Origin of the sequence: Vibrio sp. 10N.222.55.A1, from assembly GCF_041473835.1 — a bacterium.
GTDB lineage: Bacteria > Pseudomonadota > Gammaproteobacteria > Enterobacterales > Vibrionaceae > Vibrio > Vibrio crassostreae_C.
In genome coordinates, this window is the sequence record NZ_JBFRSX010000015.1 from 164,217 (window position 1) to 187,670 (window position 23,454).

Annotated in this window: 15 protein-coding genes and 1 pseudogene; 7 read left to right on the forward strand and 9 right to left on the reverse strand. The window is 44.5% G+C overall.

Annotated elements, in window-relative coordinates; all coding sequences use genetic code 11:
* Positions 1-106 precede the first annotated feature (106 nt).
* Positions 107-301, reverse strand: coding sequence for a hypothetical protein (locus tag AB4493_RS05135; RefSeq protein WP_017061218.1), 195 nt, complete (start codon positions 299-301; stop codon positions 107-109).
* 218 nt (positions 302-519) lie between these two features.
* Between AB4493_RS05135 and AB4493_RS05140 the strand changes: the two are divergent.
* Positions 520-1,374 (forward strand): annotated as a pseudogene (locus AB4493_RS05140) (ABC transporter ATP-binding protein); the annotation flags it as partial.
* Positions 1,371-1,889 carry a transcriptional regulator gene (locus tag AB4493_RS05145; RefSeq protein ID WP_372154609.1) on the forward strand — a complete coding sequence of 173 codons (519 nt, stop codon included), beginning with the start codon at positions 1,371-1,373 and terminating at the stop codon, positions 1,887-1,889. The pseudogene AB4493_RS05140 and the gene AB4493_RS05145, both read left to right, overlap by 4 nt.
* 380 nt (positions 1,890-2,269) lie before the next feature.
* Here the strand turns inward: AB4493_RS05145 and AB4493_RS05150 are convergent, their stop codons facing one another.
* Positions 2,270-4,249, reverse strand: a complete 1,980-nt coding sequence (locus AB4493_RS05150; RefSeq protein WP_017071247.1) for a replication initiator protein RctB domain-containing protein — start codon at positions 4,247-4,249, stop codon at positions 2,270-2,272.
* A 1,261-nt stretch (positions 4,250-5,510) separates the two neighbouring features.
* On the opposite strand from AB4493_RS05150, the gene AB4493_RS05155 reads away from it, so the two are divergent.
* The 4 genes from AB4493_RS05155 (at position 5,511) to AB4493_RS05170 (ending at position 11,983) form a co-directional block, all read left to right on the forward strand.
* A complete protein-coding gene (locus AB4493_RS05155; protein ID WP_017061213.1) occupies positions 5,511-6,728 on the forward strand; it encodes a ParA family protein in 1,218 nt (405 codons plus the stop codon).
* A gap of 5 nt (positions 6,729-6,733) precedes the next feature.
* Entirely contained in the window at positions 6,734-7,708 is a 975-nt protein-coding gene (locus AB4493_RS05160) for a ParB/RepB/Spo0J family partition protein (protein WP_017065141.1), read from the forward strand.
* A 93-nt stretch (positions 7,709-7,801) separates the two neighbouring features.
* Positions 7,802-9,895: a GNAT family N-acetyltransferase gene (locus tag AB4493_RS05165; RefSeq protein ID WP_372154610.1), complete on the forward strand. Its 2,094-nt coding sequence runs from the start codon at positions 7,802-7,804 to the stop codon at positions 9,893-9,895.
* Between the two features lie 417 nt (positions 9,896-10,312).
* Positions 10,313-11,983 (forward strand): FapA family protein, encoded by a 1,671-nt coding sequence (locus tag AB4493_RS05170; RefSeq protein WP_372055654.1) that lies wholly within the window; start codon positions 10,313-10,315, stop codon positions 11,981-11,983.
* A gap of 124 nt (positions 11,984-12,107) precedes the next feature.
* Here the strand turns inward: AB4493_RS05170 and AB4493_RS05175 are convergent, their stop codons facing one another.
* From AB4493_RS05175 to AB4493_RS05200, 6 genes are all read right to left on the reverse strand, one after another.
* A complete protein-coding gene (locus AB4493_RS05175; protein WP_017065144.1) occupies positions 12,108-14,222 on the reverse strand; it encodes a type I secretion system permease/ATPase in 2,115 nt (704 codons plus the stop codon).
* Positions 14,223-14,240: 18 nt separating this feature from the next.
* Positions 14,241-16,151, reverse strand: a complete 1,911-nt coding sequence (locus AB4493_RS05180; RefSeq protein WP_372154611.1) for a LapD/MoxY N-terminal periplasmic domain-containing protein — start codon at positions 16,149-16,151, stop codon at positions 14,241-14,243.
* 5 nt (positions 16,152-16,156) lie between these two features.
* Positions 16,157-16,825 carry a transglutaminase-like cysteine peptidase gene (locus tag AB4493_RS05185; RefSeq protein WP_019823329.1) on the reverse strand — a complete coding sequence of 223 codons (669 nt, stop codon included), beginning with the start codon at positions 16,823-16,825 and terminating at the stop codon, positions 16,157-16,159.
* A gap of 59 nt (positions 16,826-16,884) precedes the next feature.
* Positions 16,885-18,276, reverse strand: a complete 1,392-nt coding sequence (locus tag AB4493_RS05190) for an HlyD family type I secretion periplasmic adaptor subunit (protein ID WP_017061206.1) — start codon at positions 18,274-18,276, stop codon at positions 16,885-16,887.
* Between the two features lie 112 nt (positions 18,277-18,388).
* Positions 18,389-19,675: a sigma-54-dependent transcriptional regulator gene (locus AB4493_RS05195; RefSeq protein WP_372154624.1), complete on the reverse strand. Its 1,287-nt coding sequence runs from the start codon at positions 19,673-19,675 to the stop codon at positions 18,389-18,391.
* An 84-nt stretch (positions 19,676-19,759) separates the two neighbouring features.
* Positions 19,760-21,682, reverse strand: a complete 1,923-nt coding sequence (locus tag AB4493_RS05200; RefSeq protein ID WP_136974554.1) for an ATP-binding protein — start codon at positions 21,680-21,682, stop codon at positions 19,760-19,762.
* Positions 21,683-21,849: 167 nt separating this feature from the next.
* Between AB4493_RS05200 and pdxH the strand changes: the two genes are divergently transcribed.
* A complete protein-coding gene (gene pdxH, locus AB4493_RS05205; RefSeq protein ID WP_017061203.1) occupies positions 21,850-22,485 on the forward strand; it encodes a pyridoxamine 5'-phosphate oxidase in 636 nt (211 codons plus the stop codon).
* Between the two features lie 102 nt (positions 22,486-22,587).
* On the opposite strand, the gene AB4493_RS05210 is transcribed toward pdxH, so the two are convergent.
* On the reverse strand, positions 22,588-23,370 hold the full coding sequence (locus tag AB4493_RS05210) for a helix-turn-helix transcriptional regulator (RefSeq protein WP_032547136.1): 783 nt from the start codon (positions 23,368-23,370) through the stop codon (positions 22,588-22,590).
* Between the last annotated feature and the right edge of the window lie 84 nt (positions 23,371-23,454).

The window sequence follows — 23,454 nt, forward strand, 5'->3', positions numbered from 1 at the left end:
GAGCCAAAGAATCAAGGAGTTGATTAAATCTGGATAGGAAACATGAAAAAACACTTATAAATCAAAGGGTGGCGTTGTGCCACCCTTCTAAATGCAATGGGGATTATTAGTGAATAAGACCTAGCTCCCTCGCTTCTTCCAGACTCAAACCGCTTTCTCTAATTTCTCTTAGAGTCTCGATACGACGACGAGCTTCAGCAGACTTCATTTTCTTTTCTGGTTTGAAAGATACTTCTTCTTCAGCATCCCACTTGTTTGCAATATTTGTCATTTCATCATGGTTGATAGAATTAATGGACATGTTTTCCTCCGAAAAGCACCATGTAATGGACAGGTAATCTGTAGCAAATGCTTTTTCGCTTGTTAAGAAATTCTGTACTGAAGTGTGATGATTCCGACGCTTCACAAAGCTAATTAATAAATGCCTCATTTAAACTTTGCCAAAGCCATTTTCTGCAATTATATTTAAAAGATTCCCCATAAGAAATGTGGTTTGATCCAACTCTCATTTTCCCCTCTTTCAATGCAATCAAATCCGTTAGCTTTCACATAGGCTAAGGCGAGATTTTCGGCTTAGCCGGAGAATCTGGCTGCGGGAAAAGCACCTGCGCACGATTGATGACCAAGGTTTACCCTGCGACAGAGGGAGAGATACTGTTCAAAGGCAGAGACATCTCTACTCTGAAAAGCCGTAAAGATATCTTGGATTATCGCAGCCGTGTGCAAATGGTTTTTCAAGACCCCTTTGGTTCACTCAATCCCACTCACACTATTGATCACCATTTAACGCGCCCACTTAAGATCCATAAACAGGTAGCCACTAAACAGGCTCTCACAGAGCGCCTCAAAGAGTTATTAGCGCTGGTGGAGTTACCCATCGAAACGCTAGCCAAATACCCGCACGAGCTCAGTGGGGGCCAAAGACAGAGGGTTAACCTAGCCAGAGCACTGGCCGTTGGCGCTGAGGTTATTCTTGCTGACGAACCCACCTCGATGTTGGACGTTTCGATTCGACTTGGCGTGTTGAACTTGATGCAAAAAATGAAGAAAGAGTTAGGCATAGGCTTTTTGTACATAACCCACGACCTTGCCACGGCACATTACATCGCTGAAGAGACGGCGGTGATGTACAAAGGGCAGATCGTCGAGTGGGGATCAACCCAGTCGATCTTGACCAATCCACAACACCCGTACACTAAGTTGTTGATCTCTGCGGTACCAGATCCCGATCTGCCATTTGGCGAACTCGTCAAAAATGAGCCAAACTATTCAATAGACGCTGATCGTATTCGAGAGCAGAGCAGTGAAATACAGCATGAAATCAAACAAGTTTCTGATAATCACTTTGTAAAACAGTGGGATAACGTTGCATGAATGAACTAGACACTTGGTTAGAGCGGATCGGAGATTGGTACAAAGACCGAAAGCATGATCAAGTGGACCGGTTAGAACCTTTGATCTTAACGCCTCCAGATGCGCTCTGGGGGCCATTGATCACGGATGAGCAGAGCAAAGGCATCGCATGTTGGCTAGACGGATGCCTGAGAATCTTTACTTTCTATCGCCACCTCGCGGATTCATCGAATCCGGACTTGGCTTCGCAGGAGGCCAACAGCTCAAGCCATCAAGATAAAGCCTACCAATACCTAATGTTTGCCTACAGTAAGATGCAAGCGGTGTCATGTGATCCAAAATCAGAAGCAGGATTGCAAGAGTGGTGTACACAGCGGCTACAACACTTGTGTGTATTGGCTTTGGAGTTTACGAACCAACAGCAAGAACCACGTTGGAAAGCAGAGTCTGAAAAATTGATCGAGTCGCATGTACGCTTTATGGCAACCCATCCCCGAAACGATGATCAAGGAATTATTCAACGCCATCTCCACTGATCAAGCCCTTCTCGATCAAGCATCAAATCAGAATCTCACCAGAGCTAGATCCGTAGAAAGCATGATCGAGCCTTGATCATGCTTCGGCGTTTAACTCTGTAAGCTATTGAATTTTAATGATTGACTGAATTTTAGGCAAAAAAAAGCGAGTCCCTTGGGAACTCGCAAAAATCTATTCAGTATGATGTAACAAAATATGAGCCAATCTATTAATCATAAGAAAGGACAAAGGTTGTCTATTCGGGATAAATAATAATCAACTAGATGCGCTACTTTGTCATCACTTTGTCAGCGTTAGGTGCGATTTTAATCAGCACCTAATGTGTTCAAAACTATCCATTCAGCGGCGGTAAAACAGGCTTATCGCGATAGGATAATGACTAGTGGCCAATCGCCATTTCATCGAGCGCAAGGAACACATTTTCGTCTAAATGACCTTCATGAACTTGTTTACACACTTTACGACGCACCGCTAAACCAGAGATCAAACGTTCAATGGACAGATGTCGATTGCTGGTGCTATCTCGGTCGTTATATAGCTCAATCAAGCGACTCAGTGTTTCGTATGGGATAACGTCCTCCCCTACTCTCAACCAATCAAGCTTCTCAATGAGCTCTGAGCACTCTTCTTTGATTGAGGCATGTGAGTGCCCTGTCATAGCAGATAAAGCCGTTATGCTGCGTTCTAGAGCCTCTGCAGAGGTATATTTAGAGAGAGTAATCATGATCTCGTCAGCGTTGATCTCAACAGAGTGTTTACGCTGCTTAACTCGACGTCCCAATTTGCCTCTTGGCGACGGTGCTTTACGCTGAATGGGTTCAAACTCACCATCGATAATCTCAGACAGCTCTTCCAGTTTCTGCTTAGACACCATTTCGTTACGAAGTGGGTTCGGCAGCGTTGGTGCCATATTACGCTTACCTGCGTTAGTGGTACGCGCTCTTGAGTAACGTAATACTTCTTCCACATTACATTTGATATCTACCTGATAATCGGTCGTTTTCCCTTTTTCGATCAACGCGGTGATCGTCAAGTGATAACCCCATAGATTAACCAGGAAGGTATCTTCTTGATCCCCGACTTCACCCAATTTTCTGAGCTCGCGGATCAGATCCATCGAGAAACGACGCCAATCGATGTTACGCGCCAATTTCTGGTTGAGCTCACTGAGCAACATGCTATCTGAATGGCGACGTGCCATGCGGCTTCTAAAGTACGAATACATTTGGAAGACCAAGGTATGTTGCTTCAGGATTTCTGGCGGAAATAGGAAGAAATAGTCACGCGTCAGCAGCTCTTCGTAGAACGAAGGCTCCCAAACCAGGATGTATAGGTTCGGTTTAATGCGAATTTCGCCGTCAGAGCCTTCTGTAGGCGCTTCTTCCGATGCGGTAATGGTTCTAGCTAAGAATCGGAAACGATCACTCTTAAAGCCTTCTGGCATGTTCTCACTAAGCCAACGGCCTGTAAGCTCGTGCAGTTGGAAATCCGTGAATTCGATACGATCAATACTGTCGCGGATAGAATCACGTGCAGGGCCGCTGTCTTTCTTGCCACGTAAAGACAAAATATCAGTGATGTAGAGTGGTGTTTTGTTTGGCGTGTGTTTCGCGTCTAGATGGTAATCATCTTGGTGATGATCATGATATTGAACGGTGAGAGTGAATAACGCGAATAACGTCATCAGATCGTCAACGGTCATGATATTTTTAGAAGATCGTGTCTCGATCACAGCTCGAGTGCCAGAGATCGAAACCATGGATTTCTGGTAGCTCTTACGAGTTCTAGGTGGCGCTAACGCTTGATCAATAATCCCCGCCCAATTGGTTGGCGAAACAATGAATTGATCCGCTTCATCTTTCATCGTTGGTGGGGTATTCAACCCATGTTCATTCAGTAAGCGCTTGTTTACTTTGGTTTGAGCTAGGGCTTTAGAGCGCTTTTGCTTTTCATTTTGCTTCACGCTTTCTGTCACTAAGCTGGTGGCACCCAGCACCGATATCAATTGGTTTGGGTTCACAAAGCGATGCAACATGGTTTTACCAGCAAGGCCTTCTTCAAAGCGAACGGGGATTTGTTTGAACAATCCGATATTAACTGCAGCTCTCAGCCTTTGCTGTAAGGCTGCGCGAGTGACTTGACCATCGGTTGATTCAATAATCTCAGTGGTGGAAACGTACCCGTCTTTACTGCTAAACCCACGAAGTGAAATTAGGTTAAGAAGCTCAACTATGCTTTTGGTGACACCTTTGAAGTGTTGATATTGTTCTATCCATTCAACGGCTGTTTCAGATACCTCAAATAAATGACCATCTTTGTGGCTTCGTGCCTTAATTAACAATTTCTCTTCTGGTTTCATTTTTGATCCGTATCACACTAACCGTAATTTCACTATAGTTCCTGAATGATAAAGAAAGAATGATCATAAATAAAGAGAATTTATTGGCTTTTAAATAACTGATCTTTTTGATTAATATGATCTTAAATGATTAAGTGATCTAATGATCTGGACGTAACTTTGCTTATAAGTGGCTGAATTTAAAGCATTAAAATAAATCGCCTTGGAAAGCATGATCATAAAGGTTCCGAAACTATGATCATTAAACTTAAGAAAGCATGATCACAGAACATCAGAACGATGATCATTAAGTCATTGTAAGCATGATCATTATCGGTTCGAAAGCATGATCATTATACTTATACAGCTTATCCACAGATCGGAATTCAACATCGGTTTCTAAGTCGCTTTTGACTTGTCTAAGTGGACACTTGTGGTGGCCAATCTATCGGAACAATGATCAAGAGAGCATACTTTTTTATCGTTCCTACCCTATTGAGTGCAAAATTTAGTCTGTATCCGGCGGAAATGGATTGCTTTGATGTATTTAGAGCGGGTGGGTCTTAACTAGGAAGCATGATCATGAAATTGTCATGTTTGTGTATTCTTGGTCTGTGTCGATTGAATTTTCAATCATTGAGCCCTTATAGGCGTTGAATCCCCATTCCAAAAGCATTTGTCCGTAACTTAGTTCATAAATTACATGCTTCCGGAACTATGTTTACTTGATCATTTTTCCGGAGGTTGATCATTTTCAATGTGCAGTTGTTCGGATCAATATTGCTCAGTTTACGCCTTGATCATGCTTCATAATTTGGCGTTATCAATTATCTTACACTGGATGTGCTCCATGATCATTCTTCCGGTTAGGTTCCAATCCTCTGTTGTTTTTTGACACCCCATCTTCTCTTCTGTTTTGAATTTTTTGGTCATTGAGTGTTTTTTAATTTTTATTGGATTGAAAATCTATAAATTCGAATGCAAATCACACCAACCGTAATCTACGGTTGTATTTCAATCGTTCCGAAGGTTTTTCGTTGAAATTCCATTTACATTGTAAATAAGTGATGCTGTAACATTTAAAATGTAGACTAGAAATAGCATGGTTATACATGATAGAAACAGTCATTTTTGTGTTTGTCTAAGGCGATGTTTCATCAAATTGTAAAAACGCGGTCTATTTTATGTGATTTTACTCATAAATGTATGTTCATGTTTTTGTTGTGTTTGTTGTTAATCGCTGTACAATTTTGTACTTAGTTAATCATTACGGAAACTGGCAATGAAAAGAGAACAAACGATTGATAAGCTCTATCAGCTAGCCGAACAAACTCAACAAGTTCAGGCTGACCGAATTGAGATTATTTTGGAAGAGCGAAGTGATGAACATTTCCCTCCAATGTCTAAAGCTATGATGGAGACTCGTTCTGGTTTAACGCGTCGTAAGCTCGATGAAGCGATCACTAAACTTGAAGCTGATGGCCATCAGTTCACAAAGAACAACGCTAATCATTACTCGATTTCATTGACAGAAGCTCACATGTTGATGGACGCGGCAGAAGTGCCGAAGTTCCATGAACGTAAGCAGCACGCTGACAATAAGCCATGGATTATCAACGTACAAAACCAGAAGGGTGGTACGGGTAAATCAATGACAGCAGTTCACTTAGCCGCTTGTTTGTCTCTGAATTTGGATAAGCGCTACCGTATCTGTCTGATTGACTTGGACCCACAGGGCTCTTTGCGTCTGTTCCTAAATCCACAAATTAGTGGGGCAGAGCACGACAGCATCTATTCTGCCGTCGATATCATGTTGGACAACGTGCCTGAAGGCCAAGATGTCGATCTAGAGTTTCTTCGTAAGAACGTACTATTGCCAACTCAGTATCCAAACCTGAAGACAATTTCTGCTTTCCCAGAAGATGCGATGTTTAACGCTGAAGCGTGGCAAAGCCTTTCACAAGATCAGTCACTTGATATTGTTCGTCTGTTAAAAGAGAAGCTTATCGACAAAATCGCCGATGACTTCGATGTGATTATGATTGATACCGGCCCGCACGTTGACCCTCTAGTATGGAATGCAATGTACGCGTCGAACGCACTTCTGATTCCATGTGCAGCTAAGCGTTTGGATTGGGCTTCAACGGTTAACTTCTTCCAGCACTTACCAACGGTTTACGAAATGTTCCCGGATGACTGGAAAGGGCTCGAATTTGTTCGTCTAATGCCAACCATGTTTGAAGACGACAACAAGAAACAGGTGTCAGTTCTGACTGAAATGAACTACCTGTTGAATGACCAAGTAATGATGGCAACCATTCCAAGAAGCCGTGCTTTTGAAACCTGTGCCGACACTTACAGCACGGTTTTCGATCTAACGGTGAGCGACTTTGAGGGCGGTAAGAAAACTCTAGCTGTTGCTCAAGACGCAGTACAAAAAAGTGCTCTAGAATTAGAGCGCGTATTACATAGCAACTGGCCTTCACTTAATCAGGGATAACAACAATGGCAATTAAAACATCTGACTTAAATGCAAAGCTATTTGGTAAAGCAAACAAACGTCGCGTAGCAACACCACAAGAAGCGCAAACAGCGGCAAAAGAGCAGGCTCAAGTGATTGAGCTTTCTGTTGCTGGCGAAGATTTGGTTTCATTTGAATTGGTTCGAATTCCTGCGGCTGAAGTGGCTACTCGAACGGTTGTTTTTGAAGAGAACGCTCGTGAGCAATCTTTCTTAAACGAGCATGCGCTTTCTGATGTTCTTACAACATTGAAAGAACGTGGTCAGCAATACCCAGCAGTTGGTCGTAAGAACAAAGACGGTAAGATTGAAGTTCTTGATGGTAGCCGTCGTCGTATGTCATGTATTTTGGCTGACAAAGAGTTCCTAATCTATGTTGCTGAAAACATTAACGGCGAACACGCTAAATTCCTATCAGACGTAGCTAACGCTCATAAACCGCTTTCTCTTTATGAGAAGGGCAAAGAGATGCAAGCGAAGCTAGATAAAGGCGAAGCTGAAGACCAGAAAGCACTGGCGAAAATGTTCCAGTGCAGTGAAGCTTTGGTGAGTGGTGCATTGAAAGCAGCCGCTTTACCACTTGAATTGCTACAAGCTTACCCAAATGTGAGCGACCTTGGTCGTCCAACCATTGTTAAACTACACAAGCAGTTTGGTGGATTGACGAGTGAACAGCAGCAAACACTGCTGACTAAGTGTGATGCTTCTGAAGGTTTTGTATGGCAGCGTAGCGAAGCTCAAGGCGTAACTCGTCTAACCAAAGACGTGACAGAAACTTTGGAAGGTTGGATTCTTGAATTGGCGCCAGCGCCAGCGAAGAAAGCTTCTCCAAAAGTTGAGCTTATTAAGGGCCGCGCATCATACAGCCGCAAGGGTTCAAACTTGGCGTTGAACCTTAAGAAAGTTGATGATGCAACAATGGAAGAAATCCTCGCCTTCGTTCAATCGAAGCTCGACTAAGTCGACGACTTTTCATTACTCCTCTAAAGCCGCTTAATGCGGCTTTTTATTTGGCTGTGATAAACTGTGTTTAGATGAATCTGGACGCTAACTATGACAAACCCAACCAACACTTTTCTGCATACACTTTCTAATATTGCTCAACATAACGATCACCGTTACGGCGTGGTCTTTGATGGCGAATTTGATTGGCAAAACTCAGCTGTTTTTACTTTCCTTCAAGACTCACACAGTCCGAGCATCTTCCAGATTGGCGGTACGCCATTTGAAGGTGTGATTCATGCTCCAGTAAAAAAAGGCCAACAACTGCTTGGTCGTGAGTGCCAAGTTCTTGTTTGTGATTTTAGAGAGCAGTTCGATGCGAATGGTTTTAGTGCCGCGTTGGGTTCGTTAGTTGGTGGTGGGTTGTTGTTGGTGTTGCCGCCAAAAGTTAATGCCTCTGAAGATAGTGAAAGCTTTGGCCAACGTTGGTTAAAACGTCATTTCGATAAACTGATTTCTGTTTCACAACACAATGAAGCCGGCGATGTAGTTCAAGCAACTCACGCTCTTCCTCAGATGCAAAGCGCCCAAAACGGATTGGATAAATTTGAACAGCAAAACACGGCTGTTGAATTAGTCAAAAAAGTGGTGTCTGGACATCGTAAACGTCCTTTGATTCTCACTGCGGATAGAGGGCGTGGTAAAAGCTCGACATTGGGTATTGCCGCAGCGCAGCTGTTAGTTGAGCGTCACGGTTTTAATATTATTGTTACTGCACCTTCAGTGAAAGCGGTAGAGCCGGTATTTTCTCATGCTGGCCAAGGGTTAGAATCTTGCGAAGTGGTCAACGCTACTCACATTCGCCATCAAGGGGGAAGTTTGAGATTCGTCGCGCCAGATGAATTACTTAAATCCAAGCCCGATTGTGACCTTCTATTTGTTGACGAAGCGGCTACAATTCCAATTCCGATGCTTAAATCCATGGTCGACATCTATCACCGTATGGTTTTTTCGACCACGGTACACGGTTACGAAGGCAGTGGACGAGGGTTCGGTATTAAGTTTGAGTCTTGGCTTTCTGAGCATCGTCCGGGGTGGAAAGGCTTTAAGCTCGAACAACCGATTCGTTGGAATAACAAAGATCCGCTAGAGGATTGGTTGTTTGATTGCTTTCTACTTGGTAATGACGCATCAGTCACTGAATCGGCGGTTGATGAACTCGATGGCTTTTCTGCTGACGCAATCAAAAAATTAAACTTAGTCGAGTTATCAAAAGCAGAATGCTTGGCTAATCCTGAGCAGCTACAACAATGTTTTTCTCTTCTTGTGGATGCGCACTATCAGACCTCGCCTAATGACTTAATGCAGTTTCTCAACAATCCAGCAATCCGTTTATACGCCGCTTGGCAGCAAGGTGAATGTTTAGGTTGTATGTTGGTGACGGAAGAGGGTGGTTTGGACAGCGAGTTGATTACTCAAATTCAACTTGGAAAACGCAGGCCTCAAGGTCACCTTGCCCCTGTATTACTGGCAAACCAATTTGGCTGTACTCAGGCGGCGACCAGTCGGTGCCTTCGAGTTATGCGCATTGCTGTTTCAGCACGTCATCAAGGTTTGGGTATTGGCCGTTGGATGTTGGCTCAGTTATCACAGCAAACCAGCCAAGCAGATTATCTGGCGACAAGCTTTGGCGCGACCAGCGAATTGATTTCTTTTTGGCGTGGTAGTGAATTTGAAGCTGTGCACATCGGCCACCAGCGAGATCAGGCCAGTGGCTGTCACTCGGTTCTGATGGTTAAGGCGCTTAACTCAAACTCTCAAGGCTGGATAAACCAAGTTCAAAATCACTTCGAGCGTAGCTACTGTTTTCTTGTTTCAGGTTCTTTGGTTTCACTTGAAACCGATATGGTGCGAGCACTGCTGCCAAAGAGTGTTCACACCGTTAGTGAGTTTGAAACTCAGTTAGTTAGAAATTACGTGAACGGTGGCAACAGTTATGATGCGATCAGCTTCAGCGTACTGAACTTGATTCTACTCAGTAACGATCGAAACATAGGTATTTCTGACTTACTCATCGCAAAGGTTGTTCAGCAGAAAGAGTGGGGGACTTTTGTTGAACAGTTTAATCTTGTTGGTCGTAAACAAGCAGAGATTCAGTTTCGTAAAGATGTCGATGCTCTGTTAGCAAATTTACAGTGTAAATAGGCTAGCCATCATTTAAATATACTGACCGCAACAAATTAGATTTACAGTGTAAATTAGAATATTGGATTTACACTGTAAACTGAAGCTCCATATTGAAACCCGTTTTTACCCTGATTATCTGTTACATCATTTCTGTTTTATCTCTCCAGTACAGCCTTTAATCTTCTAAAGCTATTCGCCTTTACTATCTAGCCCTACATCGAATCAACATTCAATCGCACGAAATATTCTGAAAATTTTCCTATGTATTTGTAAAGGCGAAGCAGATCATAAAATGTGTAAGTCTTATTTATGAGTCATGTTTGCAGAATCGAAAGTAAGTGATGTGACGCTGATTATTCTAATAATGTGATACTCAGCGCAGAATGAATTATATAGACTGAATAACAACTGAGTCATTAGGGATACTCAATTCGAATGTGGGATAACATCGTTACATTGTCGGAAGACAAGCAACAAGTAATGGCATGTCTGCCAACCGGGACTGTGGTTGACGCAAGCTTTGATAACAAGACGCTGCCACCAACCTTGGAAGCTTTGAATGCATCAAACTATTTTCTTTTCGAAGAAGAGGTGTTGCGTTTCGTTACTCTTGCTAAAGAAGGTAAGGGTGAAGCTTATGAAGGAATCTTGATTGCCGAAGTTCGAAATGCCACTGTTGCGGTCGAACTGTCTGATGATGAGATGTTGGCGAGCCTCGTGGTCACTGGTCCCTACAATGGACACCCACTGCGTGGCAGCGACATCATTCATTGTTTATCTCAAGCTCAAATAACAAAAGGAATAAATAAGTTAGCGCTCAGAAAAGTTCTGATGATGAGTAGCAAACTTAAGCCCGGCGAAAAGTTTACTCAGCCAGCCGCTAAAGGGACACAACCAGTAAAAGGTAAAGACGCTAAGTTTGCCGCTTTGGTTGAAGATATTACTCGTCAAGTATTGAAGCCTCGCAGTAAAGACGAAGGCAAGATTGATATGCGAGACTTGGGACAAACCATTACCGTTGGTCAAAATGATCACTTAATGAAACGAACCCCCGCTACCAAAGGCATCGCTGGCTTTACCGTTCAAGGCCGAATTATCCCACCGCTTCCTGGACAAGACAGTTTAATCAAGCCTGGAAAGGGCACTTACATCTCCCCTGAAGATCCCAATTTACTACTCGCCTCACACCCTGGATTGCCCATCATTAAAGACCGAACCATCGAAGTGGATGACGCCTTATGTGTCAGCAACGTCGATGTCTCAACTGGGCACGTTAAATTTAAAGGTAATGTCTTTGTCTCTGGCAACATCGAGCCGGGGATGATCGTCAAGGCGACCGGAAGTGTTACGGTTGGTGGCTTTATCGAATCGGCCGAAGTGCAAGCTCAGGGGGATATCAAAGTCGCGAAAGGCATTATCGGCCACACGACCAAAGAGGGTGAGCCAAAAAGTTGTAAGGTATTCAGTAAAGGCTCTATCACAGCAAGCTACGCACAGAATGCCGAGCTACAAACGGCCAATGACCTTCGACTTGGTGTGCACAGTATGAGTAACGACATTCGCTGTGGTAACAACCTTATCGTGATGGACAGCTTGAAAAAACACGGCACGCTAAGCGGTGGTGAAGCCAAAGTTGGCGGAAAAGTAGAATGTGTCTTCTTAGGTGTTGAGGGAGACACCGCAACTAAGGTACATGGTTTTGCGCGCTACGATGGTTACCGCCAAAAGATAGCTGAGCTGAAGGAAACTTATAAATACACTCAAGAGCAAACCATGGGTGTGATTCGCCAAGAGTTAGAATTTAAGAAGCGCCCGAAAGCAGAGAGAAGCGAAGAGCAAGCCCTAGAAATAGAGCAGCAACGTGAGAAGAACAACCTCGCAATTGAAAACACAAAGTCGCAGTTAGATACACTCGAAGCAGAGTTTGAAACCAATCTTGCTGAATGCACGGTAGAGGTACACGAAAAAGTGTATACCCGAGTGACGATTCAATTTGGTGATGAGACAGTCACAACCAAGCGGACCCACGGCGGAAGTGTTTTCTCATTCAACCAATACGAGATCCAATGTTCGTTTAAGATGGAGCAAGAGGATATTGCTTTGTAGACTTTTGTGCTGAACACAAAGTGACGTATTGTCTAGGTGTCGATACTGACAAATAGAAAAAGGGGAGTTGATGCTCCCCTTTTGCTTTCTACTGATAATGATTTATTTAGGTGGATTGCGCGTTTTAGCTAACCGCTCTCACTCGGCCTTGTTTAAGGTCTGAAAGAACCTGTGCTTTAGGACCATCTGCAATGATGCAGCCTTTCTCCATTACGATCACTCGATCGACAATGTCCAACATCGACGTTTTGTGTGTAATCAGAATTAACGTCTCGCTTGGTAGCAATTGGTTAAGTTGGTGTTTGATGTGCATCTCTGAACGGTTATCCATAGCACTGGTCGGCTCATCCATCAACAACACTGGCGGACGGCCAAGGAAGGCTCTAGCAATGGCAATTGACTGACGTTGACCACCAGACAGCAAGGCACCACCTTCACCCACTTGGCGTTCCAAACCTGCAGGATCTTGTTGAGTAAACGCGGTTACCCCTGCACGGTTTGCTGCATCCATCACGTCACGGTCATCCACCAAAGGACGACCTAAAGTAATGTTGTCTCTTACTGAACCGTAGAACAGGTTACTGTCTTGCGGAACACAACCTATATTGCGTCGTACGTCGACATGATGCAGTTGCTCCATATCCGTTTCATCAATACGTACATGGCCTTCTGTGGGCTTGTACAGGCCCATAATCAGACGTTCTAGTGTGGTTTTACCTGAACCAATACGACCAATGATTGCTACTTTCTCACCAGGACTAATATTGAGGGTTAAGTCTCTAATTGAAGCCACTGGTGAATCTGGGTAGTGGAACGTCACTTTATCTAGCGCGATATGGCCCTGAATAATCGGACGGTGAATGTAGCGTTTACCTTCTTCTTGTTCATCAGGCATCGACATCACTTGCTCAATCAGAGTCATTGATGACTTTGCTTGGTTGTAACGAGTCGAAAGCAAAGACAGCTGAACAAGCGGGCCAATCGCTCGGCCGCTCAACATGGTTGCTGCGATCAAGCCACCCATCGTAAGTTCACCTTCTGCAATTAGATACACGCCAAAGATGATCATACCAACGTTAGTACTTTGCTGAACAAAGCCGGCGGTGTTTTGGATGCTGTCAGTGATGCGTCGGCTTTTGATATTCCAATTCGCCATGTGAGCAACAGCTTCTTCCCAACGGAATTGGAATTGACTTTGCGCGCTGAACAGCTTAACCGTCTCTAACCCTGCCAAACTCTCAATCAAGTTTGCGTACTTCTGCGAAGCAAGACGAGAGCCTTCTTCAATGGTGCGGCGCAGTGGGCCTTGGATTAGCAATGCATAGACGATCAAAATGACCACGCCAGCAACGGGAACGAATACAAGGTTTCCAGCCATTAGCCAAATTAGCGCTAAGAACATCAGTGCGAACGGTAAGTCGATTAACGAGCCAATGGTTGCAGAGGTAAAGAATTCACGAATGGATTCGAACTCTTGCAAGTTTTTAGCGAAAGCACCGACGGAAGCAGGCTTCGCTTCCATACGAATCCCCAGTACTTTACTGAACAGCTTGGAGGAAATGAGAATATCGGATTTCTTACCGGCAACGTCAATGAAGTAGCTGCGCATCAATTTGAGCAGCAAATCGAATAGGAATACGACGAAGATACCACTCGCTAGCACCCACAAGGTTTCAAAGGCGAGGTTAGGGACTACTTTGTCGTACACCAAGCGAGTGAACATCGGCGCGGCAATTGCGAAGATGTTGATCAGAATGGAGGCGATCAACACATCTCGGTAGATGTTTTTAGATTCCCAAATCGTGCTCCAAAACCAATGCCCTTTACGTGTTTTTAGAACCTCTGGTGAACGTTCATCATAGCGAAACTGCTTCTTTACCAAGAAGTAGCGGCCGATGAATTGTTCTTTCAGCTCTTCGACAGGAATGATGATTGGCACCATTCCGCTTTCCGCTGTAATGATTTCCGCTTCTTGCTTCTCTAAATCGATACTGTTGAGAACGCACGCCTCACCTTGTTTAAGCAGTAAAACGGCAGGCAGAATCAGGTGAGGAATCTTTTCTAAGTCGGAACGGTTTTCTTTCGCCACCAATCCTGCTCGCTCAGCAGAACGTGGGAATAGGAAAGGGGTTAGCTTTCCGTCTGATAGTGGTAGCCCATTGATCAACGCTTCGGGCGAGTTAGCTAACCCGTAATACCGGCTAACGTAGATCAGTGAGTTCAATAGTGGATCTTGCATGTGATATAACCCTTACAACTATTTATCAACAATGAAGCCTTGGAACACTTCTACGTAGTTATCAGACAGAATATCTAGCTGAGTCTGAGTTTCTATTCGAGACGCGATGGTGGTGACGCCTAGGTTGTGAGCGGTTCTAGAGATCGACGTTAAGGTAAACTTCTGTTTTTCGTCATCAAGGTTATGTGTGAACAGGTAATCTAGCTTCACATAGCTTGGACGGTATTCGTTGATGTAATCCAGTGATTGGAAGTTACGTCCGTAGTTATCGACACCAAACACCGCTTCAGCGTTGCGAATGGTGTTACACAAAAGTGCCGTGTAGTGCGGAACGTTGATGAAGCAGTTTTCTGGAATCTCAAAGTGCAACAGGTGAGCGATTGAGGCATTGTGTTCAAGCGTCTTACCGATCCAACGGATGAAGCTTGGTTGAGATATACTGCTTGGCGAGAGATTAATAGCGACTGGGCTGGTTACTTCTTTTGCATTGAGCTTTTCAACCATCTTCTCAATAACGTATTGGTCGAGAATGTGGCTCATTTCAAGCTGTTCTAGCGCGTATAGATACTGGTTAGCACCGTAACGCACGCCATCTTTTTCAATCGCAGAGAACACCTCTTGGTGATACGTTTTACCAAAGGCATTGTTTGCAGCCTGCAAACGGAAGGTAATGAGGTCGTTGATGATCGCTTCTTCAACCAACATACGCCATTGTTGTTTGCCCATCACTGCGCCGTGATCGTCTGCGGTTACGTAGCCGTAAGCAAGTTCTCGATTCGCCTTGGCACTTGAGAGTGCGTTATCCACCAGCGACATGATTTCAGTACTGGTTTTACGCTTGTTGCTGTAGGTCACACCAAGAGCAATATGTGGATTCGCAGTGCCTGTTGGGTCTGAACCTAGGCTCTGGATACAGTTTACGATGCTGCTCGCGACAAGTTTCAGTTCGCTCTCATCAATGTTTGGCATGATGAAACCGAACTCGTCACTAGAAATACGAGCGATGGTGATATCTGGAGATGAAATTGAAGCTTGCAGCTGTTCAGCCAGTTGATGAACCAAGGCATCACTTTCTTGATAGCCCTTTTCATCGTACTCTTCACTGATAAACTCCGCTTTAAGTACCGCTAAACCACCTAAGCTCGACTCCTCTAACCATTGAGTTAACTGAGACATGTAGTAAGCACGGTTACCTAGCTGAGATACAGGGTCGATATATGCTCTTTCACGTAACTTCTGAGCTTCTTTCGCTTGGTTTTTAAATGCCAGTTCAACTTGAGTCGACATGTGGTTGATACCATCGACAACCAAGGTGAGATCTTTTGTCTTTGGACGAGCCAGAGGTTCGCCAAACTGATTCTTGGCGATCTGATCCATCTTGGTAATGATCAACGAGAGCGGGCGTAAAGCGCGCTTAAGGATCCAAGAGATAGACACCAAACCGAGCAAGAAGATCGTGCCAAATATGCTCAGTAAGCGGATGAATGCTTGCCAAAGTTGATCGTAGGCAGGGCCTGGGTGACTTACTATCTCGACCTCGGCCAATTGCATCCAGCCACTGGTGATCACGCGGCGGTCATGAACAGGCTCGAACAGGTTTAGGTTGGTAAACCACTCTGGTACGCCAGTTGGCTTTACAGGGTATGAGCGGAGAATGTCTTCACCGCTATCGAGAAAGATCAATCGAACGACTGAGTAAGAACTGCCATCAAACAGGGCGTTGATAACAGACTCCACTGCCACCTTGTCCTTTTCTTCTAGGTAAGGGGCGAGAGCCAGTCCAACAGTATTAATGGTATTACTTACCTCAGAGCGTTGCTGCTCCTCTAAGTATCCACGGGTGGTATTGAATTCGATCATAAAAACTGACGTCATCAGCAGTATGAACACTGCAACCATCCCGACCACAAGCTGTTTATATAAAGTCATTGTACCTACTCATCGTAATTGATAATGGGTTTGTTTAATTTTAGAGAGCGCTCACGTGAACGTAAGTCGTTCCATAAGCTCAATCTTGAAGATTTCCCTGCCAACTTGCCGCTGCCTGCTGCCGACTTGATCAACCAAAGGTTTTTACCGTTAAAACTGTAAATTGGTCTTAGATCTGGGCGTTTGGAACCGCGTTTAATTTCAGGGTTTAAGTTGTCCAAAATTAATGGCTCTGCACTCGGTGTTGAGTAGTACGCCAACACCATATGGAATTGGTTTAACTCCAGTGCTTTTACGTACACTAATCGCAATTTCTTATCTGGGACGCCCAGTTCAAGCAAAGAGAAATATTTTGCGATAGTGAAATCTTCACAGTCACCAGCATTGCTGCCTAAAAACTCCAGTGGTGTTGCCCAATAGTCGTTTTTTCCCCACAGTATGTTGTCATCGACAAAGTACATCTGGTTGAAGAATTGGTTCACTGACCTGAGCTTCTCTTTTTCACTTAATCCGTCGTATGACGTCATGTTTGAACGCCACGTTGCCACTCGCTTTCCGGCTCTATCGCCGTAGGTTTTGGTCACCGCATCTATCCACCTTTGGTCGCTCTTGTTGAGCGCCACAGAGGTAAAAGAGGTAAGAACTAGCAGCAATAGCGAAATCCGAGACTTCATAGCCTCTGCTCTTGTCTATTTACTGCGTACTGAAAGGCGTTATCAAACATCCAACGTCCTTACTCTTTTAGTGCATTGTTTTGAGCACTTAATAGTGGCTTCAACATGTACTCAAGCACGGTTCTTTTGCCTGTGATGATATCGACTGAGGCGGTCATGCCCGGAATGATTGGCAACTCTTCGTTCTGTCCAAAATTGTGTTTTTCGGTGCGCACGCGCACGATATAGAAGCTATTGCCTTCTTCATCTTGAGTGGTATCGGCACTGATGTGCTCTAACACGCCTTCTAGACCACCGTACTTAGTGAAGTCATAAGCACTGAATTTAACGATGGCAGTCAATTCTGGGCGTAGGAACGCGATATCTTGCGGGGCGATTTTCGCTTCAACCAATAGAGAGTCTTCTGTTGGTACAATCTCAACGATGTCCATACCCGGTTGGATAACCCCGCCGACAGTATTAATACCCAATGTTTTAACTGTGCCTGTTACAGGAGAAACCACCACGGTACGGTTTACTCTGTCTTCTAGGCCAACGGCAGATTCGGTCATTGCAGAGAGCTTGTCTTGGGCTTGATTGAGTTTTTCTTGTTGTTCGGAGCGGAAGTTCAGTGCGGCGTCAATACGGCTGAGCATGGATTCTTTGATTGCTGAGCGTAAAAGAGGAATTTTTAGCTCGCTCGAAGTCATTTCTCGGCGAGTGTCGTTCACTTGTCTTTGCAGTTTAAGTAATTCAATTCGTGGTACCACCCCTTCATCGGCGAGAGGTTTGGTGATATCCAGTTCTTGGCGAGCAAACTGGTAGCTCTGTTTTAGGTTTCGAACACGCGCTTTAATCTCAACTAGGTCTTGCTGTTTCTGTTCAACTTGTTGATCAAAAACGGAAAGCTGGTTTCTCAGATTATTGAGATCTTGACGGTATTCTGCTTTTTGACGATTAACCAGTTGAGGTTGAAGTTCATAGAATTTAGGTGGGAACGCAAGCTTGCCATAATCGAGAGTGACACTTTTCTTCCATTCTTTTTCAGAGAATTCTTCATTGATGACAACACTGGTCAGGGAAGCGGAAAGCATTAACACGTTGGCGGTCAAGTTCGCGACTTGTTGTTCACGTTCGCGGAAGTCAGAACGGAATCGTGTGTCATCGATTAACAGCAGTTGTTGACCTTTTTGAACGCGTTGGCCTTCTTTAACTAAGATTTCTTTAACCAAGCCACCTTCAAGGTTTTGTACCACTTGGATCTGAGAGGAGGGGATCACTTTGCCTTGGCCAACGGTAACTTTGTCGATCTCTGCCCATGCAGACCACCCAATAGCAGCAATAAAAAACAGAACGATCACCCACAACATAATTCGCGCACTGGTGGGCGTATTGAGGAGTAGTGCCGCTGTTTTATCATCGACATACTCAAGCTCGGTCTCGTTCAATTTGCTGAAATTTTTCTGACTCATAACAGTCCTTGTTCGCTAAATAAAAGTGCAAGCCTATTGAGTGTATTCTTACTTTTGATAAATGTTAAGATTTTGCTCATTTAAATCTTTGAATTTATATATTTTTTAAGACTTATCGGTTCTTGAAATCTGTTTTATCGAGTTGGTGCTTTCTTAGTTTGTCATACAGTGTTTTTCGCGATACCTGCAGCTCTTGTTGTACTTCTTTTAAACGACCTTGATGGCGATGTAGTGCCTCAATCAAGATAATTTGTTCAAAGCTATCGGTGCGTTGGTTTAACGACTGTTGTTGCTCTTCAATGCTCATATCGAGTTCATTTTGCTCATTAGTATCGTTGTCGAGCGACGGCTGCTTAATTTGAGTCAGCACTCTGAGTTCAGCATGTTGGCGAAGCTGACGAATGTTCTCCGTCCAATGCGTTGCAATGAGTCTCTGGATCTCTTTTTCTGTAATCACGGGTGGCGGCAGTTGATAGCGACTGGCTGCACCACGAGCAAAGTGTTTGAACAAAGAGCCAATATCTTCCGTTCTTTGCGCCAAGGGTAGTAAATTAAATCGGCGCAGTTCACCTGTAATTGTAGTAGGAACTACTGTAGTTGCGATAATGATACAAGTTGCATTGGTCTTGCATGAGTTTTCACGAAGTAGAGTGGGTTTTAGGTTCGCTAACCACAGCCATTGATCCTGAGTTAGTGCTTCTGTCTCATGGATATAGAGTGTTCCACCTTGATGCTTCAAGAACAGTTGCAAAATAAACTGATGGAATGTCGCTTCGTCACTGCGTGGCAAATTAAACGCAGCGACAGGGCAAAGCTCCGCGGTTTGATGACTGTGTAAATCATGGGTGTATTGTGCTGTGACTCTTTTCCCCGTCCCTAAATCACCAACAAATAATAGAAGTGGGTTAGTTTTGGTATCTAGGGTGATCAATTCTCGGCGTAATGCCTGCATTGATGGTGATTGACCAATCAGTTTCGGGCCAACCTGATTTTGCATTGCCAACTCTTTACGCAATAGGTTGTTCTCTTCAACCAGTGCGAGCTTATCTGCGGCTTTTTTAACGGCAGTGAGTAGGGCATCGACCACAAATGGCTTTTCCAGAAAATCGTAAGCACCGGCTTTCATCGCTGATACCGCGGTTTGCACGTCACCATGTCCGGTAAGTACGATGACCTGAAAATGAGGATTTTGGCTCAGCAACTTTTGCGTTAATTGAATGCCATCCATTACCGGCATGTGAATATCGGTGATGACAATTCCGGCTTGCGTGGTATCTATTTTCTTTAATGCCTCAATAGCATTGGGAAAGCCGACGATATCGATACCTTCAATGAGCATGGCTTGTTCTACCGAGTCTCGAATGGCGGGTTCATCGTCGACAAAATAGAGTTTAGGCATAGAGTGCAAAAGCCGATTCCTTAGCAGTAGGTGAGATTAGCAGTATGTGAGATTCGTTTTCTAATCAGCGATAACAACGGCGTGTTAGCCCTTATCGTTATATAACGGGATGTTTAGCGAGAATACCATGCCTGAAGGCTCTAACCGGTTCGCGCTGATCGTGCCGTGATACGCTTCAATAATCCGTTTCGATATTGAAAGCCCTAGCCCTAAACCTTCCGGTTTTGTGGTGAAAAACGGGTCGAACAGCTGTTCTAGTTTGTCATCTGGCATGCCAATTCCGTTATCCCAAATGATCAGCTGACAAGAGTTGTGATGAAGTTGCCATTCGATGCCTATCTGTGGGCTAGCCTGTTGGTCAACGCTTTCCAGGTTTTGTTGCTCCTGCAAGATTTTCTGTTCAAGAACTTGTTGTTGCAGCGCTTGAATCGCGTTGTGAATCAGGTTCACTAGTACTTGTTCGAGTTCGGTTGGATGAATCGCAATATTGATGTCATCTGGCACCGTGCTTAGCCTTAGCGTAATGCCTTGCTTGATCATCAGCGCACTGAGAATGCTAGTGGCGTTATTGACCGCTTGATGCAGGTTCGCCACATGATGTTCTTGTTTGGTGACCTTGCGAGTAAAGACTTTGAGTCGCGCGATGATGTCGGTAATGGTGTTGTTGAGGCCAATCATTTTCTCAAGATTGCTTTTCACTAAATCGGTTCGTTCCATTTCCAGTAGCTTTAAGCTGTTTTCACTGTAGGTTCGCAGTGCTGCAAGCGGTTGGTTGATTTCGTGGTTAATGCTGGCTGACAGCTCACCGAGTACCGCTAATTTCGCGGTTTGTGTCAGCTCTTGCTCTGTCTGTTTCAACTTGGATTGCGACTCTTGGTATTGAAAAAGGGTTTGTTGCAGCTGTTGATTGGATTGCTTCAAGTAGTGGGTACGTTTATCTACGGTTTGTTCTAGGTTTTGGTTGAGTCGGGTCAACGCCACTTTCGCGAGATAAGTCTGGCGCCACGACCAAGCGATGAGCATCACCAAGCTGTAAATCACTACGAAGATGACATCGATTTGAAAGATTTTAATAAGTTCAGCTCTGGTCTCTTTTAGGGCGACGACTTGGTACTGGTTGTTGCTGATGGTAGCGGGGTAAAGATTAAAAGCACCAAGCTTGAATAACTGGTTGGCGGTGAGCTCTTTTCGGATTTCATTGGATTGAAGGTTGCTAGATTGATTGGCGTTGCTAGCTTCTGACTGAGATCTTGAAGAACGAAAGGCTTCGATGATCGAAATTTCGCTTTGACCGTATTGGCGTTGAAGTGCGATATCCGTTTGTTGTTGCTGCGTTAATGGCAACAGTGAATGATAAAGCCATGGAGCTTGGCTTGATAGAAAGACCACTTGGTTCGAGTCGAGTACTACGATCTCAAAGTCGTCGCTGGTCAGGATGTTTTCGAGGTTTTCTAAACTCACTTTTACGGTGATAACCCCCACAATGTGATTCTCAACATACAGCGGTGAAGACAGAAAATAACCGCGTACGTTCGAACGAGCGCCTAGCGCGACATATTGTGTGTTGTTACCTTGAATGGCAGAAGCAAAGTAGGGACGAAACGAGAAGTTCTCACCCACAAAAGTGCGAGGCTTTTGGTAATTACTGGAAGCGACCACAGTACCGCTCGGGTCATGAATATAGATGGTGTCGGCTTGGCTTTGATTCGACCATTCAAACAGCAATTGATTGAGCTGCGCAGCGGAAATCTTGTTTGCTCGTTGTGATGAGTCAAAATAAGAGAGCAAGCGCGGGTCATGGCTGAGCAAATCCGGGATCTGTTTGAATTTATCCAGTTCAGAATCGATTTGTAGATTGGCTTTATTCGCCGCTTCATCGAGTTGCTGAGTGACGATTTTTTCTTGGAATTGTACTGCCATAAAGTGGGTTGCGGTCAGCCCTGCAGCTCCCAATAACAATGAGAATAAAACAAAGGGCGTCATTAGGTTAGGCAGTATTTTGGTCACTCGGATCTCAGCTTGTCATCGGTTTGTATAAAGATTATCAATATGATGGAGAGAGTACCGAGATCTTGTTAACACAGAGCACCTTCTGTGAGACAAAACCATGGCTTAGACTTGTGTTTCAAAGGATTACGGCGCAAAATCACAAAAAAATTAAAAGGAGCAACCAAATGGAACTGACAGATATTCGTCGCGAATACGCTAAGGGTGGATTGAGACGCAAAGACTTGGCCGCAGACCCGATTGAGCAATTCAATCTATGGCTAGAGCAAGCCATTGAAGCGAAGTTGACGGACCCTACTGCCATGACAGTTGCTACGGTTGATGAAAATGGTCAGCCATTCCAACGAATTGTTCTGCTGAAGAATGTTGATAAAGACGGGTTCGTTTTTTACACCAACTTAGGTAGCCGCAAAGCGCACCAGCTTGAGCACAACAGCAAAATCAGTTTGCACTTCCCTTGGCATCCACTCGAACGACAAGTTCATATTACGGGCACGGCTGAAAAGCTGACCGCTATGGAAAATATGAAGTACTTCTCGTCACGTCCAAAAGAGAGCCAATTGGCCGCGATTGCAAGTAAGCAGAGTAGCCGCATCTCAGCGCGTGGGATTTTAGAAGGTAAGTATCTAGAGCTTAAACAGAAGTTTGCCAAAGGCGAGATTCCCGTGCCTTCTTTCTGGGGTGGCTTCCGAGTTCGTGTTGATAGCATTGAGTTCTGGCAGGGTGGTGAACACCGCTTGCACGACCGTTTCTTGTTCTCTCGCCAAGACAACAGTTGGGATATTGATCGTCTAGCGCCTTAGGCTGCTTGATCGCTTAGCTGCTTAACAGATCCAAAAGTGCCGTTGATTAGACTGATCAAATCAACGGCATTTTTTTGTCTGGATTTTCAGCTGAACAGTCAATCAGTCACTGTGCAGAACAACGGAGATCTGTTTTTTGAGCAGAGTTTCTGGGATCACTGAGCCCAATCCTGAATCCAACGCATACTCAATCAATTGGCTTTTACTGCGTGCATCAAACTTCTGTTTCAATCTAGCGACATGACCTTCGACCGTTTTGATTGAAATGTTTAACGTCGACGCGATGTACTGTGGTTTCTTGCCGAAAAGCAGTAAGAACAGTACCTCTGATTCTCTCGAAGTCAGCCGCTTTTGCAGCTTAGACACGCGCGGCTCTGACCCCGCAAGCGATGCCTGATCGCCTTTTGTTCCTGTGGCCTGACAAACCCAATGACCGACCTCTAAGATCGCGGTATCGGTAAGCTCTTGGCCATAGAAGATGGTGCCTTGGACGTTGTCGTCATCATCAAGCCAAGGGGTTTTGGTAAAGATATGGGCGTGCCAGCGTCCGTCTGGATAGGGGTGAATATCGAGAATCTTAAGGGTACTGCGTGTATCCATTACATGTTTGTCTTGAGCCCTGAAATCTTGTGCGCACTCAGTGGTTTGACTGGGCATGTCGAAGTCGGTCAAGCCAGTACAAGTCTCATTGGGTTTTAAGCCAATCAATTGGTTGTAAGCAAGGTTGGCATACACGAAGACCGAGTCAGTATCTTTGCAGCCCCAGCAGCCTGGAAGTTGTTCGAATAAAGAACGATGTATGGAGTTGAGTGGATCTGGCAAGGTTTTATCTCGTAAGCTGAGGTATGGCAATGATATCAGTTTCTTATAGCGCTGCAATGGCAATTAGAGTACGAAAAATAAGGGGTGACTGACAGTTAAACGGACTGCTGACTAACTGTGTCAATCACGGAGAATCGATGGGCATAA

Bases quoted from the DNA above. Each gene is read 5' to 3' on its own strand.
- AB4493_RS05135 (WP_017061218.1), bottom strand. From the start codon at position 301: ATGTCCATTAATTCTATCAACCATGATGAAATGACAAATATTGCAAAC.
- AB4493_RS05145 (WP_372154609.1), top strand. From the start codon at position 1,371: ATGAATGAACTAGACACTTGGTTAGAGCGGATCGGAGATTGGTACAAA.
- AB4493_RS05150 (WP_017071247.1), bottom strand. From the start codon at position 4,249: ATGAAACCAGAAGAGAAATTGTTAATTAAGGCACGAAGCCACAAAGAT.
- AB4493_RS05155 (WP_017061213.1), top strand. From the start codon at position 5,511: ATGAAAAGAGAACAAACGATTGATAAGCTCTATCAGCTAGCCGAACAA.
- AB4493_RS05160 (WP_017065141.1), top strand. From the start codon at position 6,734: ATGGCAATTAAAACATCTGACTTAAATGCAAAGCTATTTGGTAAAGCA.
- AB4493_RS05165 (WP_372154610.1), top strand. From the start codon at position 7,802: ATGACAAACCCAACCAACACTTTTCTGCATACACTTTCTAATATTGCT.
- AB4493_RS05170 (WP_372055654.1), top strand. From the start codon at position 10,313: ATGTGGGATAACATCGTTACATTGTCGGAAGACAAGCAACAAGTAATG.
- AB4493_RS05175 (WP_017065144.1), bottom strand. From the start codon at position 14,222: ATGCAAGATCCACTATTGAACTCACTGATCTACGTTAGCCGGTATTAC.
- AB4493_RS05180 (WP_372154611.1), bottom strand. From the start codon at position 16,151: ATGACTTTATATAAACAGCTTGTGGTCGGGATGGTTGCAGTGTTCATA.
- AB4493_RS05185 (WP_019823329.1), bottom strand. From the start codon at position 16,825: ATGAAGTCTCGGATTTCGCTATTGCTGCTAGTTCTTACCTCTTTTACC.
- AB4493_RS05190 (WP_017061206.1), bottom strand. From the start codon at position 18,276: ATGAGTCAGAAAAATTTCAGCAAATTGAACGAGACCGAGCTTGAGTAT.
- AB4493_RS05195 (WP_372154624.1), bottom strand. From the start codon at position 19,675: ATGCCTAAACTCTATTTTGTCGACGATGAACCCGCCATTCGAGACTCG.
- pdxH (WP_017061203.1), top strand. From the start codon at position 21,850: ATGGAACTGACAGATATTCGTCGCGAATACGCTAAGGGTGGATTGAGA.